The sequence below is a fragment of the Phocaeicola coprophilus DSM 18228 = JCM 13818 genome (assembly GCF_000157915.1).
In the GTDB taxonomy this organism is placed as follows: domain Bacteria; phylum Bacteroidota; class Bacteroidia; order Bacteroidales; family Bacteroidaceae; genus Phocaeicola; species Phocaeicola coprophilus.
In genome coordinates this window covers 62,976-80,440 of the sequence record NZ_EQ973647.1, presented here as the reverse complement: position 1 = coordinate 80,440, position 17,465 = coordinate 62,976, and the positions used below count along the sequence as shown (strand labels likewise).

General features: G+C 48.8%; 11 protein-coding genes. 4 read left to right on the top strand and 7 right to left on the bottom strand.

The window, feature by feature from the left end; all coding sequences use genetic code 11:
* Positions 1–25: 25 nt before the first annotated feature.
* The 3 genes from BACCOPRO_RS14025 (at position 26) to BACCOPRO_RS14015 (ending at position 3,452) form a co-directional block, all read left to right on the top strand.
* Positions 26–1,222, top strand: coding sequence for an OmpA family protein (locus BACCOPRO_RS14025; protein WP_008144599.1), 1,197 nt, complete (start codon positions 26–28; stop codon positions 1,220–1,222).
* Between the two features lie 99 nt (positions 1,223–1,321).
* Complete coding sequence (locus BACCOPRO_RS14020; RefSeq protein ID WP_040311541.1) at positions 1,322–1,795, top strand: S24/S26 family peptidase; 474 nt, start codon at positions 1,322–1,324, stop codon at positions 1,793–1,795.
* Positions 1,788–3,452 (top strand): ABC transporter ATP-binding protein, encoded by a 1,665-nt coding sequence (locus tag BACCOPRO_RS14015; protein ID WP_008144595.1) that lies wholly within the window; start codon positions 1,788–1,790, stop codon positions 3,450–3,452. The genes BACCOPRO_RS14020 and BACCOPRO_RS14015 overlap by 8 nt, the downstream gene beginning before the upstream one ends.
* A gap of 7 nt (positions 3,453–3,459) precedes the next feature.
* On the opposite strand, the gene BACCOPRO_RS14010 is transcribed toward BACCOPRO_RS14015, so the two are convergent.
* The 5 genes from BACCOPRO_RS14010 to BACCOPRO_RS13990 form a co-directional block, all read right to left on the bottom strand.
* Positions 3,460–4,470 (bottom strand): uroporphyrinogen decarboxylase family protein, encoded by a 1,011-nt coding sequence (locus BACCOPRO_RS14010; protein ID WP_187326038.1) that lies wholly within the window; start codon positions 4,468–4,470, stop codon positions 3,460–3,462.
* Positions 4,471–4,486: 16 nt separating this feature from the next.
* Positions 4,487–5,155 carry a cobalamin B12-binding domain-containing protein gene (locus BACCOPRO_RS14005; RefSeq protein WP_008144592.1) on the bottom strand — a complete coding sequence of 223 codons (669 nt, stop codon included), beginning with the start codon at positions 5,153–5,155 and terminating at the stop codon, positions 4,487–4,489.
* A gap of 18 nt (positions 5,156–5,173) precedes the next feature.
* Positions 5,174–6,745 (bottom strand): sodium/sugar symporter, encoded by a 1,572-nt coding sequence (locus tag BACCOPRO_RS14000; protein WP_008144590.1) that lies wholly within the window; start codon positions 6,743–6,745, stop codon positions 5,174–5,176.
* A 9-nt stretch (positions 6,746–6,754) separates the two neighbouring features.
* Positions 6,755–10,129 carry a glycoside hydrolase family 2 protein gene (locus BACCOPRO_RS13995; protein WP_008144588.1) on the bottom strand — a complete coding sequence of 1,125 codons (3,375 nt, stop codon included), beginning with the start codon at positions 10,127–10,129 and terminating at the stop codon, positions 6,755–6,757.
* A gap of 74 nt (positions 10,130–10,203) precedes the next feature.
* On the bottom strand, positions 10,204–11,283 hold the full coding sequence (locus tag BACCOPRO_RS13990) for a uroporphyrinogen decarboxylase family protein (RefSeq protein WP_008144586.1): 1,080 nt from the start codon (positions 11,281–11,283) through the stop codon (positions 10,204–10,206).
* Between the two features lie 102 nt (positions 11,284–11,385).
* On the opposite strand from BACCOPRO_RS13990, the gene BACCOPRO_RS13985 reads away from it, so the two are divergent.
* Positions 11,386–12,264, top strand: a complete 879-nt coding sequence (locus BACCOPRO_RS13985; protein ID WP_008144584.1) for an AraC family transcriptional regulator — start codon at positions 11,386–11,388, stop codon at positions 12,262–12,264.
* Between the two features lie 248 nt (positions 12,265–12,512).
* Here the strand turns inward: BACCOPRO_RS13985 and BACCOPRO_RS13980 are convergent, their stop codons facing one another.
* Together BACCOPRO_RS13980 and BACCOPRO_RS13975 are read right to left on the bottom strand one after the other, a co-directional pair.
* Positions 12,513–14,291: a RagB/SusD family nutrient uptake outer membrane protein gene (locus BACCOPRO_RS13980; protein WP_040311538.1), complete on the bottom strand. Its 1,779-nt coding sequence runs from the start codon at positions 14,289–14,291 to the stop codon at positions 12,513–12,515.
* Between the two features lie 13 nt (positions 14,292–14,304).
* Positions 14,305–17,268, bottom strand: coding sequence for a SusC/RagA family TonB-linked outer membrane protein (locus BACCOPRO_RS13975; protein WP_008144580.1), 2,964 nt, complete (start codon positions 17,266–17,268; stop codon positions 14,305–14,307).
* Positions 17,269–17,465: the final 197 nt, after the last annotated feature.

Genomic DNA, 17,465 nt, shown 5'->3' with positions numbered 1-17,465 from the left:
AACACATTAATCAAAACATAATGTTATGATGAAAAAATCAATCTTTGCAGCCCTTACTTTAGCGGCTGCAAGTCCTGCTCTGGCTCAGTCGGAGCAGACAACACAAAACGGTGATATCACGGAGAAAGTGGAATACACCGATGACAAATATAAAGTGGAAACCAACCACTTCTGGGACAACTGGTTCATTACGGTGGGCGCAGGACCGCAGGTGATGTTCGGAGACCATGACAAACAGGTCGGATTCGGCAAACGTATTTCGCCCTCTCTGGACATTGCTGTCGGCAAATGGTTTACTCCGGGTGTCGGAATGCGACTGATGTACAACGGCCTTTCTCTCCGGGGAGCTACCCGCTGGGGAGAAGCTCACTCCACCGGAGAACAGGTGCCTGACTGGGGAGAGGGTATGTATTACTCCAAGTTCAAGTACTACAACGTACGGGCTGATGTGATGTTCAACCTGTCCAACCTGTTCTGCGGATACAAGGAAAAACGTATCTGGAACAGCAGTTTCTATGCTGGTGTGGGTTACATGCGTACCTGGGAAGCACCGACAGCCGGAAACATCACGCTGAGTGCAGGTTGGTTGAACTCCTTCCGTCTGTGTGATGCACTGGATGCCAACATTGACTTGCGGGCTTCCATGGTGGATGATGCCATTGACGGGGAAATCGGAGGATCCAAATTCGATGGTCTGCTGGGAGCAACGGTCGGTCTGACTTACAAGTTCAAACGCCGCGGATGGGATCGCAGCAAAACGGTTACCCGTTATGACAATGCTGCCATCAATGACATGCGGGCTCAGTTGAACAAACTGACTGAAGAAAACGAGCGTCTGCAGAAGGCCATTGCTGAAGGTAACCAGAAAGCAGCTGAAGTGGCTGTCAGGAAGGTTGCTTCCGGAAGCCTGATTGTATTCGCCATGGGACAGACTGAACTGTCAAACGAAGCACGTGTAAACCTGGGTATGCTGGCTGAAGTAATCAAGTCATCCGACTCGAATACGGTATATACCATCACCGGTTACTCGGATGCCGGTACCGGCAGCAAGAAGAGAAACGAACAGCTGAGCAAGGAACGTGCACAGGCTGTATTCGACTGCCTGACCAAAGAGTTCGGCGTTTCGGCTTCACAGCTTCGCATGGACTACAAGGGTGGAGTGGATAACATGTTCTACGATGATCCTCGTCTGAGCCGTGCCGTTATCACCCGTGGAGAATAATTCAGATTTTTAATTAAATTAGGTTCATGGATTCCTGCCGCGGACAGTCTTTACGGACTGTCCGGCGGTATGGAATCCATGTTTGTTTTCAGACAGTACATGACAGACCAACCAAATTCGGAGTTGAAAATCACACTTCCTAATGAAAGCATGCTTTCAGAGGTGACCAGCCTGCTCCAGACAGGACACCGGGTGAAACTGCGGGCCAGGGGAAACAGCATGCTTCCTTTTATCACAGGCGACAGGGACAGCATCATCCTGCAAAAGAAAAAAACGGTTCACAAAGGTGATATCGTGCTGGCCCGGATTCCGGACAGGGGATATATCCTTCACCGGATCATTGCCATCCGGGATAATGAAATGACCCTGATGGGCGACGGCAACCTCCAGGCTACCGAACAGTGTAACCGGGACCAGATCTGCGGGACCGTCATAGAAATTATCCGCAACGGACGTTACATCCGCTGTACATCCGTAACAGAACAGTGTAAAGCCTGGTTATGGATGTGGCTGCGACCGCTGCGGCGATACTTGCTGGCCATCTGCCGGATAGAAAGGAGGTTGCATGTATAGAGACAGGGATAAGGAAATGCGGCTCAGGGAATGCCTGGGCTGGCTGTGGAAAACTTCCAAAGGATTCCGTCTGCCTGCTGTACTCAACGGACTGACCGGCATCCTGCAGGTGAGTGTGTCACTTTGCTTCGTCTGGGTATGCAAGTATCTGATTGACATTGTCACCCGCCATACAGAAGCCAGTCTGTATACAGGCATCGCCTGTCTGATCGGATGTATCATCGCCCAGTTGCTGCTGTCAGTGATCAGCACACGTCAGGGAAGCCGGATAGAGATCCGCTTCCGGAACCGGCTGCGCCACCAGCTCTTCGGACGTATTCTGGAAAGCCGCTGGATGGGAAGGGAAAAACTGCATTCGGGAGATATGCTCAACCGTCTGGTAGAGGATGTACCGGTCATTACGGCTGCTTTGTGCCGGAACATTCCGGCGCTCTTTGCCACAGGGGTACAACTGGCAGGGGCTTTGTATTTTCTCTACCGGCTGGATCCCCAGTTGACGGGACTGCTGTTGTTCATCACGCCGGTCGCCTTGCTCTTCAGCAAAACGTATGTACGCAGGATGAGACGGCTCTCACGGGAAATCCGTACCACGGACAGTCAGGTACAAAGTCACCTGCAGGAACAGATACAGCATCGCATCCTGATCCGCACACTGGAGTATACGGAACAGGCCGAACAGGCTCTGGCAGGCTTACAGGCTGATCTGCAAAGGAAGGTGATGCGGCGTACGGACTTCTCCATTTTCTCACGGATCATGGTACAGACAGGCTTTGCCGCCGGATATGCAACCGCCTTCTTATGGGGGATATTCGGTCTGTACGACGGTTCGGTCACCTTCGGTATGATGACCGCCTTTCTGCAGCTGGTTGCCCAGGTGCAGCGTCCCATGGTGGAACTCAGCCGTCAGATTCCGGCTTTTATCCAGGTATTTACTGCCACCGAACGGCTGGAAGAGCTTTCATCCTTATCGCCGGAAGAACAGGGGGAAGCGGTCCGGTTACAAGGCAGACTGGGTATTTGCCTGAAGGACGTGGACTATTCCTATCCGGGCAGCAGCCGCAAAGTCTTGCAGGGATTCTCACACGACTTCCTGCCGGGAAGTCTTACTGCTGTGGTCGGTGAGACAGGAGCCGGAAAAAGTACAATGCTGCGACTGATGCTGGCTTTGCTGAAACCGGACCGCGGGTCTGTGACACTCTATAACGGGAAAGAAAGGGAAGAGGTGTCTCCCCTCACCCGCTGCAATTTGTCGTATGTGCCCCAGGGAAACACACTGATCAGCGGAACGATCCGGGATAACCTGCTGCTGGGAAAACCGGAGGCAACGGAAGCTGAACTGCAGGCTGCTCTGCATACGGCTGTTGCCGATTTTGTCATGACCTTACCGGAAGGACTGGATACGCTTTGCGGTGAACAGGGGGCAGGACTCAGTGAAGGCCAGGCACAACGGATTGCAATTGCCCGCGGCCTGCTCCGCCCCGGAAGCATCCTCCTGCTGGATGAACCGACTTCTTCCCTGGATGAAGAAACGGAACGGAAGCTGCTGGAACGACTTTCCCGGCAGGTACAGGACAAGACGCTGATCCTGATCACCCACCGGGAAACCATTGCGCAGCTCTGCACTTCGGCAGTAAGGCTGCATAAAGAAGATGCCTGATTAGATCTTACAGGGAGTTAAACTCATCCAGTGCCTGGAAAAAGGCTGCAATATTCTCCTGCGAAACCTGGGGAGGTACGTCACATCCTGTGGACAATACAAAGTTCCGGCAGGAAGCTGTAGCCTCCAGCAAGGCCAGGGTTTCTTTTCTGACAACCTCCGGAGAGGCCTGTTTCATAATTCCGACGGGATCTATGTTTCCCATGACCAACAGACTGGAAGGGCATTCCTGCAGGGCGCTCACCATATCTATGGCGTTCCCGAAATGCAGTGCGGCCGCCCCGCTCTCCACCATGGCCTGGGTACACTGTCCGGTGTCGCCGCAGTTATGAAGGATTACCGCAAAGTCATCGTCCTGCAAGGTTTGTACGATCTGCCGGATAAACACGGTGGAATATGCCATGCAGTCTTCATTGGAGAGCAGCCCGGCTGCCGGTTCTGCGATGAAGACTCCCGAAGCTCCCAGACGTTTCAGTTCTGCACAATACTTGAGAATAAATGCCGTACATTTATCCAGCAGCTGAAGAATCACTTCCGGATCTGTATAAATGGCAACCATGATTTCTGACATGTCATACAAACGTCCGGCCAGTGAGAAAGGGCCGATGCATCCGGCCAGTACGGGACGGTCGGTGATATGTTCTACTGCCAGCCGGACAGCCTTCAGGTATTCGGGTACCCGTCCTGCCTGCAAATCGGGAACCTGCAAGGCTGCCACGGAGTCTGCATCACTGACCAGTCTGCCCACCACACTGGGAACTTCATCTTCCGGAAAGTTTATCTGACATCCGAAGGCCTCAGCTTCCACCGTCAGGTCCATGATGGTGGAAGTGGCAAAAGAGGGATAATGATCGGCCAGGTATTTGATGGCTTCGTAATGTACACGGCCGTCTGTCACGGCTTCAATTACCCGGTGTCCCGTCAGTTCTATTCCGGGATGGGTCATTACAGGAACAGCCACACGCTTGCTGTTCTGAAATATTTCATTGATCCATTGATTCATAACAAGTCCTCCTATTACTCTTTTTCCCCTCTCAGGCACTCAGCTTGTTCAATGTTTCCACCAGATCCTGCGGACCGTCTGAATAATAGTCGACTCCGATCTGTCTGGCAAAATCCGCTGTCACGGGTGCTCCTCCGATAAATGTCTTGACTTCCGGATGTTTTTCCTTGAGCAGCTGATTAATCTTTTCCATGTGAATCATGGTGGTGGTCAGCAAGGCAGACATGCAGACAAAGGCTCCCGGATGCTGTTCCAGGGTTTCTTCAAATTTCTCAGCCTTTACATCCACTCCCAGATCAATCACTTCGTATCCGTTTCCTTCCACCATCATGGCTACCAGGTTCTTGCCGATATCATGCAAGTCTCCTTCCACGGTGCCGATGATGACTGTTCCCTTACGCTGCACGCTTCCGTCCTTAAAGAACTTCTTGAGATGATTCATCGCCGTTCCCATTGCCTTGGCACTCATCAGCACCTGGGGAACAAACACCTGATTGGCCTTGAATTTCACTCCGATACGTTCCATTCCGACAATCAGACCTTTCTGAAGAATATCTGACGGAGAAATTCCTTCATTCAGTGCCTGCAAGGTCAGCTCATCGGCTCCAGGCTGTCCTTTCATGGCAGGGGGATAAGGGGTTTTCTCGTTAATCTTACCCAACTCCACACATTTTGCAATTCGTTCTAACAACTCTTCCATATTTATAGACTTTAATTATTACCAAAATACATAATAAATCACACCCAGAATAGCCAGGATCACTCCGCTCAGGAGCTTGAAGGTCCAGGTGGTGGCAAACAGTCCCGGCTCCAGAATAATTGCTCTTTCATCTGTCTTCTTGCCGGACAACAGTCCAAACACCACGATCAGCAGTACGCAAAGGATAAAGACATAGGCCATCCGGTCAATAAAGGAGATCTCCGGAAAAAACAGCATAAGTACCAGCGAGAAGACAAAGGTTCCTGCAGCCGCAGCCAGGGCTCCTTTCATCTCTGCCCGTTTCCAGAAGAATCCCATGACAAAGATGGCCAGGGCTCCCGGACTGATGAAACCGGTAAACTCCTGTATAAACTGGAAGGCCTGTTCCAGACCGGCCAGTGCAGGGGCGATCAGTACGGCCAGTACCAGACTGAAGAATCCGAAACAGCGGCCGACATTCACCAGACGTTTCTCCGGCACATCCTTTCCCGCAAAATATTCCTTGTAGATATCCATCGTGAAAATCGTCGTGATGCTGTTTACCATCGAGGCCAGCGAACTGACCACGGCTGCCACCAGTGCTGCGAATGCAATTCCTTTCACTCCCGAAGGGATAAAGTTATGCATCAGCCAGGGATAGGCCTGATCGGGCTTCTCCAGAGGGGCATCCAGGGCAAAAGCTACGATTCCGGGGATCACGACGATCAGGGGAAGAATCAGCTTCAGCAGACCGGCAAAGACGAGTCCCATACGGGCTTCCGAAAGACTTTTGCCTGCCAGAGCACGCTGGATAATGTACTGATTGCATCCGAAATAATACAAGGCACTGACCCACAGTCCGCCCAGAATGACCCCGATTCCCGGCAAATATTTATAATCCGGATTGGAGGGATCAAGGATCATGTCAAACTTTTCCGGAACCTGCGCTATCAGTTTCTGCATTCCGGCTATAGCACCGGCATCTTCCGAATAGTGATTCAGGGCTATGTAGGTAGTCAGCAGACCGCCCCCGATCAGGAAGATCACCTGTACCATGTCGGTCAGTGCCACCGCTTTCAGTCCTCCATAGATGGCATAGGCTCCGGCAAAGACAGCCAGACAGACAATACTGAATCCGACCGGTATGTCGACCACTTTATGAATGGCCAGGGCTCCCAGATAAAGGATGGAGGTCAGATTGACAAAAATAAAAACCAGCAGCCAGAAGAATGCCATGAGAGTCTTGACTGGTTTTCCATAACGGATTTCCAGAAACTGAGGCATCGTATAAATTTTCGTCTTCAGGAAGATAGGCAGAAAAAATACGGCAACCACAATCAGGGAAGCGGCAGCTACAAACTCATAGGAAGCGATTCCCAGTCCGATGGCAAAGCCGGATCCGGACATGCCGATAAACTGCTCTGCCGATATATTGGACGCTATGACGGAAGCTCCGATCGCCCACCAGGGCAATGTATTCCCTGCCAGGAAATATTCCTTCGAGTCTTTTACGCCTCCTTTACGGGTACGGGAACACCAAAGGCCTATTACCACGATCAGGAGTACATAAACAATGAAGATGACACTGTCTAAAACGGAGAATGTGTTCATAATCTGCTCTTATCTTACACGCAAAATAATGCTGCCACTGATCACGTCTCCCACCTTAAGCGGTTTCCGGTAAGGCGCATAATGGCTGCCTAAAAACATTTCGTCGCCTGCTGTCACAAAGTCTGCCACCAGGAAGCAGGTCTTCTCTCCTTCTTTCCAGGAACGCCAGTGCTGCCGGCCGTCAGAAACAACCGTTACCCGGGACTGTCCTTCCACATCCTGCAATCCTGCATACCAGATGTTTCTACGGGTAGAACGGAAATCGTTGCTTCCCAGCTGGTTGAAGTCCTTGCTCCATGCCCAGGCCGGTTTGATACGGGGATTCTGTACGGCAGGTACTTCCGGATAAAAGCTCTTTGCCGTACCGGACGGACGGCTGATATGATCTGCCGGATAGACGCTCCAGAGTCCCTTTCTGCGCCAGAAGGTTTCTTCAAATCCGGCAGGGGTCTCAAAGACCATTCCCCATTGTCTCGGATTGACAGCCGTACGAACCGTAAACTGATAATCAACCCGGATCTCTCCGTTCGCATTGCATATCATTTCATACTGTCCGTCGAAACCGTCATACGATCCGCTGACTTTCAGACGGACGTCCTGTCCTTCTTCCGAAACTTCCACACCGGTTACTTTCCATCCTTTGCACAAATCATTGAATACCGGAGTCTCGGCATTATGGTTCGGATAGCATCCTCCGCCTGTCAGAGGTAGCGCCATCAGCCACGGACCTCCGGAAAGTATCTGTCTGTTGTCTTTCTCCACGGAAAGGATCATTCCGGTAGAACGGTCTACCAGACAGGTGAAGTTCTTTCCGTATATGCGAATACGGGATTTATCCTGTTTCACCTTCGTACGTTGTCTGGCAGGTGCTTCCACCTGATTCTGCTTCTGCTCACCCACCGGAATCAGATACTCATCGGCCACAAATCCTCTGGGGTCGACAAATTCCAGGCTCAGCTGATTGGAAGCAGAAGGATCACTGACCTCTACCACCAGTTGTCCACGGCCCTGAGGGGCTACATCAAGTACAGACATTCCGCTTTCCTTTCCGTAAGTCCAACGGATCTTCAGCTCGTTCAGGTTCGTATAAGTATAGCGGTTTTCCACATCAATCACCAGTTTCCGGGCGGGTTCCAGGGCTTCGGTATGTAACCTGACCGGACTATAGATCTTTTTCATGTCCCAGTACTCAGGCTTCGGACGGCGCCATCCGTCCACAGGTCCCCAGGCACCGTATCCCACTGCATTTCCGTCCGGCAACTGGAAAATGTCATCAATACCCGACCAGATTGAACCGCCGAGAACACCATCTGTTGCATACATGTTCTCCCACATCGGAGCCAGTGCCAGGGCCCAGTCACTGCGGATACCGGGATCAGTCACCAGTTCACTGCGGTTATAGACGTTCAGATGACAGTATTCTCCGTACGTCATCGGACGGTCACTTTTGGCCGCTTCCTGATATCCTCCCGGTCCGGGATAATGAATATTGGCTATCGGAGCCGTACTGCCCTGATTGTTGAAACCGCCATAGGCCTGATCATGGAAAGCAAACGGACGGGTCGTATCCGCTTTCTTCATGTATTCGGCAACCTGTGCAAATCCTTTGTTCCAGTAGGATTCGTTGGCCATCGACCAGAAAATGACTGAAGGATGGTTCCGGTAGAAATGTACAGTTTCCATATCAGCCTGCAGAACATAGTCATAATATTTTTCATCCTTATAATTCAGCTTCTGCCAGTTCTCATTGGCATGATGACCGATCCAGCATACAGGTGCTTCCAGTTCGACAAACAGCCCCAGTTCATCGCAATATTCAATGAACTCTTCTGCCGGAGGATAATGAGAGGTTCGGATGAAGTTACAGTTGGCAGCCCGATACAGTTCTGCATCGGCCTTCCATTCCTCATCGGTCAGAGAACGTCCGTAAAGAGGATGAGCCTCATGACGGCAGACTCCTCTCAACTTGACAGGACGGCCGTTGACCAGCAGACGGTTTCCCCGTACTTCCACTTCACGGAAGCCGAATTTTTTCTCAATCTGTGCTATGGAATTTTCTCCTTCATACAAATCCAGATGAAGCCGGTACAGGTTGGGATGCTCATTGTCCCACAGCAAAGGTGACTTCACGTCCATCTCCAGCCATCCCTTCCAGGTTTCTCCCGGAGCGATTTCCGGCAAGTTCAGGGAACCGGATGCCTCATGCTTGTCCAAAACGGCCTTCAAAGATACTTTCCGGGACGGACGGTCGGAATCATTTCTGACCGCTACATAAAGTTTCAGACGTGCATCCCGATAGTTCTCGTCCAGGTCTGTCTGAATACGCAGATCCGAGAGATGAATGTCAGGAACAGCGAACAGGGTAACCTTACGGGTGATACCTCCCAGCTGATGAGCGGCATATTGGGTAAGGCTTCCCAGCATATCGGCCAGCGATTCACTCCGCACCTGAAGAGACAGGATATTCGTTCCATCCTGCAAGGCATCCGTAATGTTGACTTCATACGGTGTCATTCCTCCCAGATGGGAACCCACCTGACGGTGGTTGACAAACACTTTATATTCACTATGAACTCCGTCAAAACGAAGGATGACCTGCTTGCCTTTCCAGTCCTGCGGCACTTCAAAGTTTTTCTGATAACGGGCAAATGCGGCTGAATCCACCTTAAAGCCCTGCATGCACCACTCTCCCGGTACCATAATGCGATGCCAGTCTTCTCCTTCCGCCTGTTCTGAGAACAGCCACTCCCCATTGAGGGAAAGCTGATTCCGGTAGACATCCTTCACGGAAGCCGGTATCGGGACATAGGTCGGCAACACCTGTTCCGCATCCACCTGAGTGTCTACGACATAAGCCTGAACCGACTTCAATGCCTCGCGTGACTCTTCAGACACGGCAGCCAGCTGTCCCGGATCGGAAGATAAAATCCGGATCCCGGAAATAATGGCATTAGGTCCCTTGACGGGATTCACCACCATCACGAACTGACCGTAGGCAAACGAGTGACGGGGCAAATCGATTGTTTTCTTTACTACCTCTCCCGCCGGAAGATGGATAGACTCACAGACTGGATTTCCATCGGCGACAATTTCTATGATCCGTTCACTGTCGGCCAGAAAAGTCACTTCCATCCGATAGTCGGCATGAATATCCATCTTATCGAATGCATAGATCACCTTCCCGCCGAAATTGCAGGAACGCTGGGCCGTGCTGCCCGACAGTTCAGCCGGCATTTCATAATTTTCCCCCAAAACCAGATGAGGCTGTTTTCCTTTCTCGCCACAGTCGTCATAAGCTACTTCCACCCATTTCTTGTCTTGCGACCAGGAAGTCAGGGTCAGACTTAACAGACCTCCCAACAACAGTATCTTTTTCAATCTCATATACAGAATGCTTTTTCAGTATAACCAATCCTTTTTACGGCAGTTTCCCGCTCTTGTCTGAATCTGTCTTTGCATTAACCGATGGTTCCTACAGTTTTCAGCAAATGGAAGAAATTCTCCATCGGAGTATCCAGCTGCACATGGTGAGTCGGAGCACAAATCCATCCTCCTCCCTTTCCTACAGAGTTTTTCAGCCATGCATATTCCTTTTCTATCTGTTCAGGAGTTCCCATGGGCAAGGTTGACTGAACCGCCACTCCCCCGAAGAAGCAAAGCTGATCTCCATATTTTTCCTGCAGGATCTCCGGATTCATACATTCCGTCTGGATAGGATTCAATACATCCAGACCGATTTCGATCAGATCGGGAATAATGTCGTAATTACAGCCGTCCGTATGATAAGCCACCTTGATATCCGGCTTAATTTCTTTCACCGTGCGGATGATATCGGCCATTCTGCCCTTGAAGAACTCGCGCCACAGTTCCGGATCAATCATCAGTGAATCCTGTGCTCCCATGTCATCACCCAGCCAGATCATGTCAACGCCTATCTGTGCCATCTTCTTAGCCACTTCCTTATGGAAGCCTCCGGTCTCATCCAGCAGGTGATTGGTCAGATCCGGATTGATATAAAAATCGGTCATCAGCGTATCAAGTCCTCTCAAAGCCCATGCAGACTCAAAGATGGTACAGTGAATACGCCCGATAATATAATATTCATCGCCATATTCCTTCACCAGACGCTCCACATTCTTATAAAGCTCCGGCCGGTGTGGATCGGGTGCCTTATAAGCCATTGCCAGTTCATCATTATCACGCAGAGGATTCCGGGCAATGTTCGTATAATGTCCGATGCCAAACGGAGTTTCATAAGGATCAATCTTCCATTTGACACCCCATTCGTCCGTGTAAGGCTCCTGCTTCAAGTAATAGTTGGCAGACCATCCGACACTGGCCTGAAGCAAATCCTGTCCTGTCAGCTTCTCCAGCTCATATCCGTACCAGTCTCTGTGGTGTGGTTCCGAAAACTGTCTGGGAAGATGAAAGACTTCGCGTAAACGATCTGCAAATTCCGGAGTAAATGTGGCCTGAAAAGGAGGCCTGTCCGTTTCTTCATGATTTAAAGCTCTGATAACCCGTTCTCTATGTTTCATAATCGTATTAGTTTTTTACTGCTGACAAATTTACACGTTGCTTTTTAAATCGTTTTATAGTATATTTGCATGGTTGTGTGATTTATTTGCCTGAACAAAAAGATGAAAACAAACTCCTTACATCAGATGGAAGCTACCTTCGAAAAAGTAGAGAAGAGAAAAGGAACTTCATTTTCTGTGGTTTCGTACACGAATCCCTACTTTGCCGCACCTTTACATATCCATCCGGAATATGAACTGATTCTGATAGAGGAAGGCAAAGGACTCAGCTTCGTAGGCGATTCCATCCAGGAGCTTTCTCCGGGCGACTTCATGCTGATCGGAAAGAATCTCCCCCATCTGTGGCTCAGCGCAGACGAATACTACCAGAACTCCGGACTGGTTTCACGGTCTGTCTATACCCAGTTTGATGACCGGATCTTTCCCGCCAGCTTACACGACATTCCCGAACTGGAGAATATTTATTCCCTCCTGAAGAAATCTCAGAAAGGGGTCTTCTTTACCGGCGGCAGCATTGAGGCTTTAAAAGAACTGTTCCGCTCCCTGGTTACCAAAGAAGGATTTGAAAAGATCGAAGGACTTTATACTTTACTCTACAGGCTAAGTTCCGAATGCAATCATGCAACCCTGACAACAGAGAACTATATCAACAGTGATTCGACAGAAGATCCGATTATCAACAAGGTGCATCTGTTTATCAACAAGAACTACCAGAACAATATCGCCCTGGAAGACATTGCCTGTAATGTCGGTATGAATCCAAGTGCACTTTGCAGATACTATAAAAAACATACCGGGAAAAGAATGTTTGAATACCTCACGGAACTGAGAATCTCATACGCAACCAAACTGCTGATCAACAAAAACATCAATATCAGCCAGGTGGCATACGACTGCGGCTACAACAGTCTCTCCCATTTCAATCATCAGTTCAAGCAGGTAACCGGCTATACCCCCAGTGAATACGCTCAAAAACTGTAATGCCCGTTGCAGCTGAATCGTGCGGTCGTTGAAGCCCAAACGTGCGGTCGTTGCGGTCCAATCGTGCAGTCGTTTGAGGGCAATCGTGCGGTCGTTGCTTTTGCATTGACCAGTCAATTGCGAGGACATCGTGCAGTCGATTGACTATGCCTTGTTCCATAAAAAAGAGGGATTACAGTCACGGCTTCACAGCCGGTTCTCTGTAATCCCTCTCAAGACAAACTTTATTATTTATCCAGAAAAGCCTGTTAATTCAGAATCACACCTGCATCGCTGGTCGGATTCTGTGTCAGCGTACATCCGCTCGGATATGCATTGATCGCACTTTGCGGAATGTAATAAGTTACACGATAATCCGTAGCCGGAACATCTTCCATTGCATTGTGCGGACCCGGATAATGACGGGTCAACGGTTCACCGTTACGGAATACGTCATAGCTTCGCTCTGCCTGATAAGCCAATTCAAGCTGACGTTCCTTGTCGATAAGTTCAGGAGCATTATTAGCATCCAGAGAAGCATATCCGGCACCCGGAATAGAGCGTTCACGAATGGTATTCAGGTCAGTCAGGGCAGCACCGTAATTACCCAGTTTGGCATATGCTTCAGCACGGTTCAGGTAAATCTCACCCAATCGGGAAATAATCGGTGAATGCAGGTGAGATTCTTCACCTTCGTAAGAACACTTCGTAATGTAGAACATCGGATATACACGGTTCAATGACATCTGATAATCAATGACACCAGTATAGGTCTGTCCGTCGGAATACTGGATGGAATAGATCTGTTGGGAAGCATCCACCGGAGTCATCGCATAAGTCTTGTCCACACCGTCAATGGTTTCTGTACAAGTATAATTGCCTCCGTTCTGGTTCAGCTTAGCCTGCACGTAGTTGAAGTTGATCACATTGCCACTGGTATCATATACATTCTTGATGAAACGGAACACATTCGTATAATTTCCGTTATCATCCTGTACATACTGCGGAGCAATGAAGTTGGCACGTGCATCTACAATCTTTTTGCTGTCCGGACGCCAGTCGTTACGTCCTGTCTCATTCAGCAGGTCGAGATACTTGGCACTGGCATACATTTCGCCCCAACCCATACCTCCGACAACACCATACATACCGCCGATACCGTAATAATGGTCATATCCGGAGAACTCGGAAGCCACACGCTTCACTACGAAAATGGATTCCTTATTATTTTCAGGAACAATCGTATTATAAGTCATGAATTCATCGTGTCCCAACAGTTCATACTGACCGGATTCAATCACCTTAGTGGCATAATCAACGGCCAGCTGGGCATATTCCGCATTCGGATTGCTGTAAGTTCCACTCATATACAGGTAAACTCTGGAAAGCATGGCCTGTGCAGCTTCCTTGGATGCGTATGCCGGTCCCTTGTTCTCTGTAATCATGGCTTCTGCCTTCTTCAGGTCACTGATGGCCTGTTCATAAACTTCCTTCACAGTCGAACGGTCGGGCAACTGAAGATTGTCCATATCATCCGGAGTACCATTGACGATAGGCACACCCAGATTCTTGTCAGGAGCCTGATAATACGGACGGCCGAACGCACGGCACAGGTAGAAGTACATCATACCACGGATGTAATAACATTCACCCAGCTTACTGTCAATTTCCGGATCCTGTCCTTCTTCAATCATCTTGATGATATTTGAAGCCTGGGCAATGGCCTTATAGCCATAATCCCAGAAGTTCTGAAGACGGTAGTTGTTCGGAGTACGGGAGAAGGTTATGAATTCATAAAATGCATCGGTAGATGCACCACGGATCATCATATTATCACCAGCATATTCGCCGAGACGGTGCATCGGATCTGACCAGTCTTTCAACTGGGCATAAGCACCATCCACCAGACCGTCCAGGGAAGCCAAAGGATCATTCGTAATCTGTTCTGCAGACATGCTGCCTTTGGGCAGGCGTTCAATGTCACATGATGTCAATGTTCCGCACAGACAGGCGGTCACCAACAAAGAGGTTGATATAATCTTTTTCATACGAATCAGCTAATTAAAAGGTTAAGTTAATACCAAACATGTACTTGCGGGTAGAGGGATAAACACTCGGACCGGTAGAACCGATTACAGAACCTCCACTGGCCGGAATTTCAGGATCCACACCGGAATATCCGGTTACGCAGAACAGGTTTTCACCGGTAAAGAAGATACGCATATTCTGAATGTAGTATTTCGGCAACTTCAGGTTGTAACCGATAGTCAGTGAACGCAGCTTCAGATAGTCACCATCTTCCAGATAACGGGTAGAAGCTTTATTGGAGTTGGATGAGTTATTGTAGGAAGCAACAGGATGCGTAGCAATGTCACCCGGCTTTTCCCAACGGGTCCATCCGTCCATCAGTTTCATCTGGTTACGGTCTGTATAGGCACCATCAGAATCGTATTCCTGACGAGAATAGTTATAGATCTTGCCACCGATGGAGTAACCGAATACAGCTGTCAGATCAATGTTTTTCCATGCAAGAGTTGTATTGAATCCACCAAACAGTTTCGGAGTGGAAGCATCACAGATCACCTGATCTGCTTCTGCATAATTTTCAGTGATTTCACGTCCGGTGATATTTCCATTTTCATCTTTGGTATGCTTGTACCATTGCGGAGCTCCCGTTTCAGGATTGACACCTGCCCATTCTACCATGTAGAAGCTGTCGCTGTCATAGTCTTTTTTCAGAATCTTGTCGGCTTCACCGGCGATACCGATACCACCGCTACGAATGATTTCCGTATTGTTTCCATACAGTTCCTTGATACGGTTTCTGTTATGTCCCAGGTTCATTTCCACACTCCAGTTCCAGTCTCTGGTACGGATGATATCGCCACCGACAGTCAGTTCAATACCCTGGTTTTCCATTTCACCCACATTCTTCCAGCGGGAAGTTACACCGGTAAGACCGGATACAGGTACAGCAAACAGAATGTTGGAAGTATACTTGTAGTAATAATCGAATGAGAAGCGGAAACGTTCATGGAACATAGATGCATCTAAACCGACACCCGTCGTATAAGTCTTTTCCCAGGTAAGTTCCTTGTTACCGATCTGACTGATCAAAGCAGCGGAAGTTCCGTTATACTTTGCAGAGATAGAATAAAGGTCATACTGCGGATAAAGTGAACTTGGACGGTTACCTACCGTACCATAGGAAGCACGTAATTTCAGGTTGTTCACCCAATCAGCCTTGAACCATTTTTCACGGTTGATATTCCATCCGGCACTGACAGAGAAGAAGTTACCATATTTGTTTTCATCACCGAAATTGGAAGCACCATCCCGACGGAAAGAAACTTCACCCAGATAACGGTTGTCATAAGAATAAATTGCCTTGAAGAGATAAGACTGCATAGCCCATTCGCTCAGGCTTCCGCCTACATCTTCAGGAATCGCTGTAACATCAAGTACCTCAAATCCGGGTACAAAACCGGTACCGGTAGCTGAAATAGCCTTGCCCTGATAGTCATTGAATTCATACGCCAGCAAGGCATTCAATGAATGTTTATCCCACATTTTGTTGAAACGCAGAATCTGGTTGGTATAACGGCGTACGGTATTGCTCTGATATTCCTCCAAACGTCCGTTTACACCGGAAGCTCCCTCGCATCGGGGATCAGAATAAGAATTATAGTAATAACCGGTCCAGCGGAAATTATTGACAGAGTTAAAAGTCAGCCAGTCCGTAATCCGGATATCAAAATCAAAGTTTCCACTGAACTCATAGGTCTTGTAGTCTGTATGGTTACCATAGCTCAGGTCGTTCAAGTAGTTGGTTGACTGGCTGTTCACCCATCCGCTGTAACGGTCGGGAACCAGATTGCCGTTTTCATCATACGGACTGTCCCACGGGAACATAGAGTACATGGCTGTTACAGAATACTGGGCATCATGCGTATTACGCATTGCACCGGCAACAGACGGTTTGATGGTCAACCAGGAGAAAGGTTTGTAATTGGTACGATAACGGAAGTTGTAACGCTGCAGATCATATCCTTTCACTGCACCTTCTTCGTCATAGTAACCCATAGAGAAATAAGAATTGATTTTTTCACCGCCTCCGGAAAGAGAGACATTATATTCCTGAGTCACGCCGCTTTGAGTCGCCAGATCCCACCAGTCAAAATTGGCATTGCGCAAGTCTTCATTCCAGCGTGGAAAATTGATCTGGTCAGCATTGCTGAATGACTTATAGTAATCATACAATTCAGCACCGTCCATCATTTCCAGATTTCCATTATTCAATCTGCTGACACCGGCCTTGGCTGATACATTGATAGTCATCTTACCGCTCTTGCCGCTCTTGGTTGTTACCAGGATAACACCGTTGGCTCCCTGAGAACCATAAATAGCTGTAGATGCAGCATCTTTCAGGATGGTCATGGTTTCGATATCGGCAGGATTCAATTGTCCGGCTCCATCACCGACAATTACACCGTCGATTACCCACAACGGAGATGAACTACCGTTGATAGATGCCTTACCACGAACCATCACGGCACCGCTTGAACCCGGCTGACCGGAACCCGGAGCAACGAAAACTCCGGAAACTTTACCGTTCAACATGTTTTCCACATTGGCCGTAGTAACATCCTTCAGTTTATTTTCCTTGACTGTCTGTAAAGAACCGGTCAGACTTTCACGGCGCTGAGTACCGTAACCGACAACTACAACTTCATCCAGCGTTTCGGTGTCTTCCTTCAGGTTTACCTTCATGTTGGGTTCAGCCTTCACTTCAATGGTCTTATAGCCGACAAATGAAATCTGCAGGACAGCACCTGCCGGTGCATTCAGTTCATACACACCATCCAGGTCTGTAATCACCCCATTAGTCGTTCCCTTCACAATGACATTGGCACCAATCACAGGTTCACCAGTCGATGCGTCCAGAACCAAACCTTTTACCTTCATCGTCTGCTGGGTAATCTCATTGGGAGAGGCGGCTTCAACAGAAGTCGGAAGTGCAGCCATTGGCAAGGATGTACAACAGAATGCACCCGTCAAAATTGCCAGTCTGCCTCGGTAATTTACATTTCTTAGTTTCATAATATTAAAATTATATTAATAACAATGATTAATAGTTATCTAAATAAAGGTTACCACAAAGCTATAGAAAAAATTCAAATAAACAATAGAAAATATTAAATTTTATAATAACAACTTTCTTC

Excerpts from the sequence above, each read along its gene's own strand:
- BACCOPRO_RS13985 (WP_008144584.1), top strand. The coding sequence starts at position 11,386 with ATGAAAACAAACTCCTTACATCAGATGGAAGCTACCTTCGAAAAAGTA.
- BACCOPRO_RS14015 (WP_008144595.1), top strand. The coding sequence starts at position 1,788 with ATGTATAGAGACAGGGATAAGGAAATGCGGCTCAGGGAATGCCTGGGC.
- BACCOPRO_RS13990 (WP_008144586.1), bottom strand. The coding sequence starts at position 11,283 with ATGAAACATAGAGAACGGGTTATCAGAGCTTTAAATCATGAAGAAACG.
- BACCOPRO_RS14020 (WP_040311541.1), top strand. The coding sequence starts at position 1,322 with ATGACAGACCAACCAAATTCGGAGTTGAAAATCACACTTCCTAATGAA.
- BACCOPRO_RS14000 (WP_008144590.1), bottom strand. The coding sequence starts at position 6,745 with ATGAACACATTCTCCGTTTTAGACAGTGTCATCTTCATTGTTTATGTA.
- BACCOPRO_RS14005 (WP_008144592.1), bottom strand. The coding sequence starts at position 5,155 with ATGGAAGAGTTGTTAGAACGAATTGCAAAATGTGTGGAGTTGGGTAAG.
- BACCOPRO_RS13980 (WP_040311538.1), bottom strand. The coding sequence starts at position 14,291 with ATGAAAAAGATTATATCAACCTCTTTGTTGGTGACCGCCTGTCTGTGC.
- BACCOPRO_RS14025 (WP_008144599.1), top strand. The coding sequence starts at position 26 with ATGATGAAAAAATCAATCTTTGCAGCCCTTACTTTAGCGGCTGCAAGT.
- BACCOPRO_RS13995 (WP_008144588.1), bottom strand. The coding sequence starts at position 10,129 with ATGAGATTGAAAAAGATACTGTTGTTGGGAGGTCTGTTAAGTCTGACC.
- BACCOPRO_RS13975 (WP_008144580.1), bottom strand. The coding sequence starts at position 17,268 with ATGGCTGCACTTCCGACTTCTGTTGAAGCCGCCTCTCCCAATGAGATT.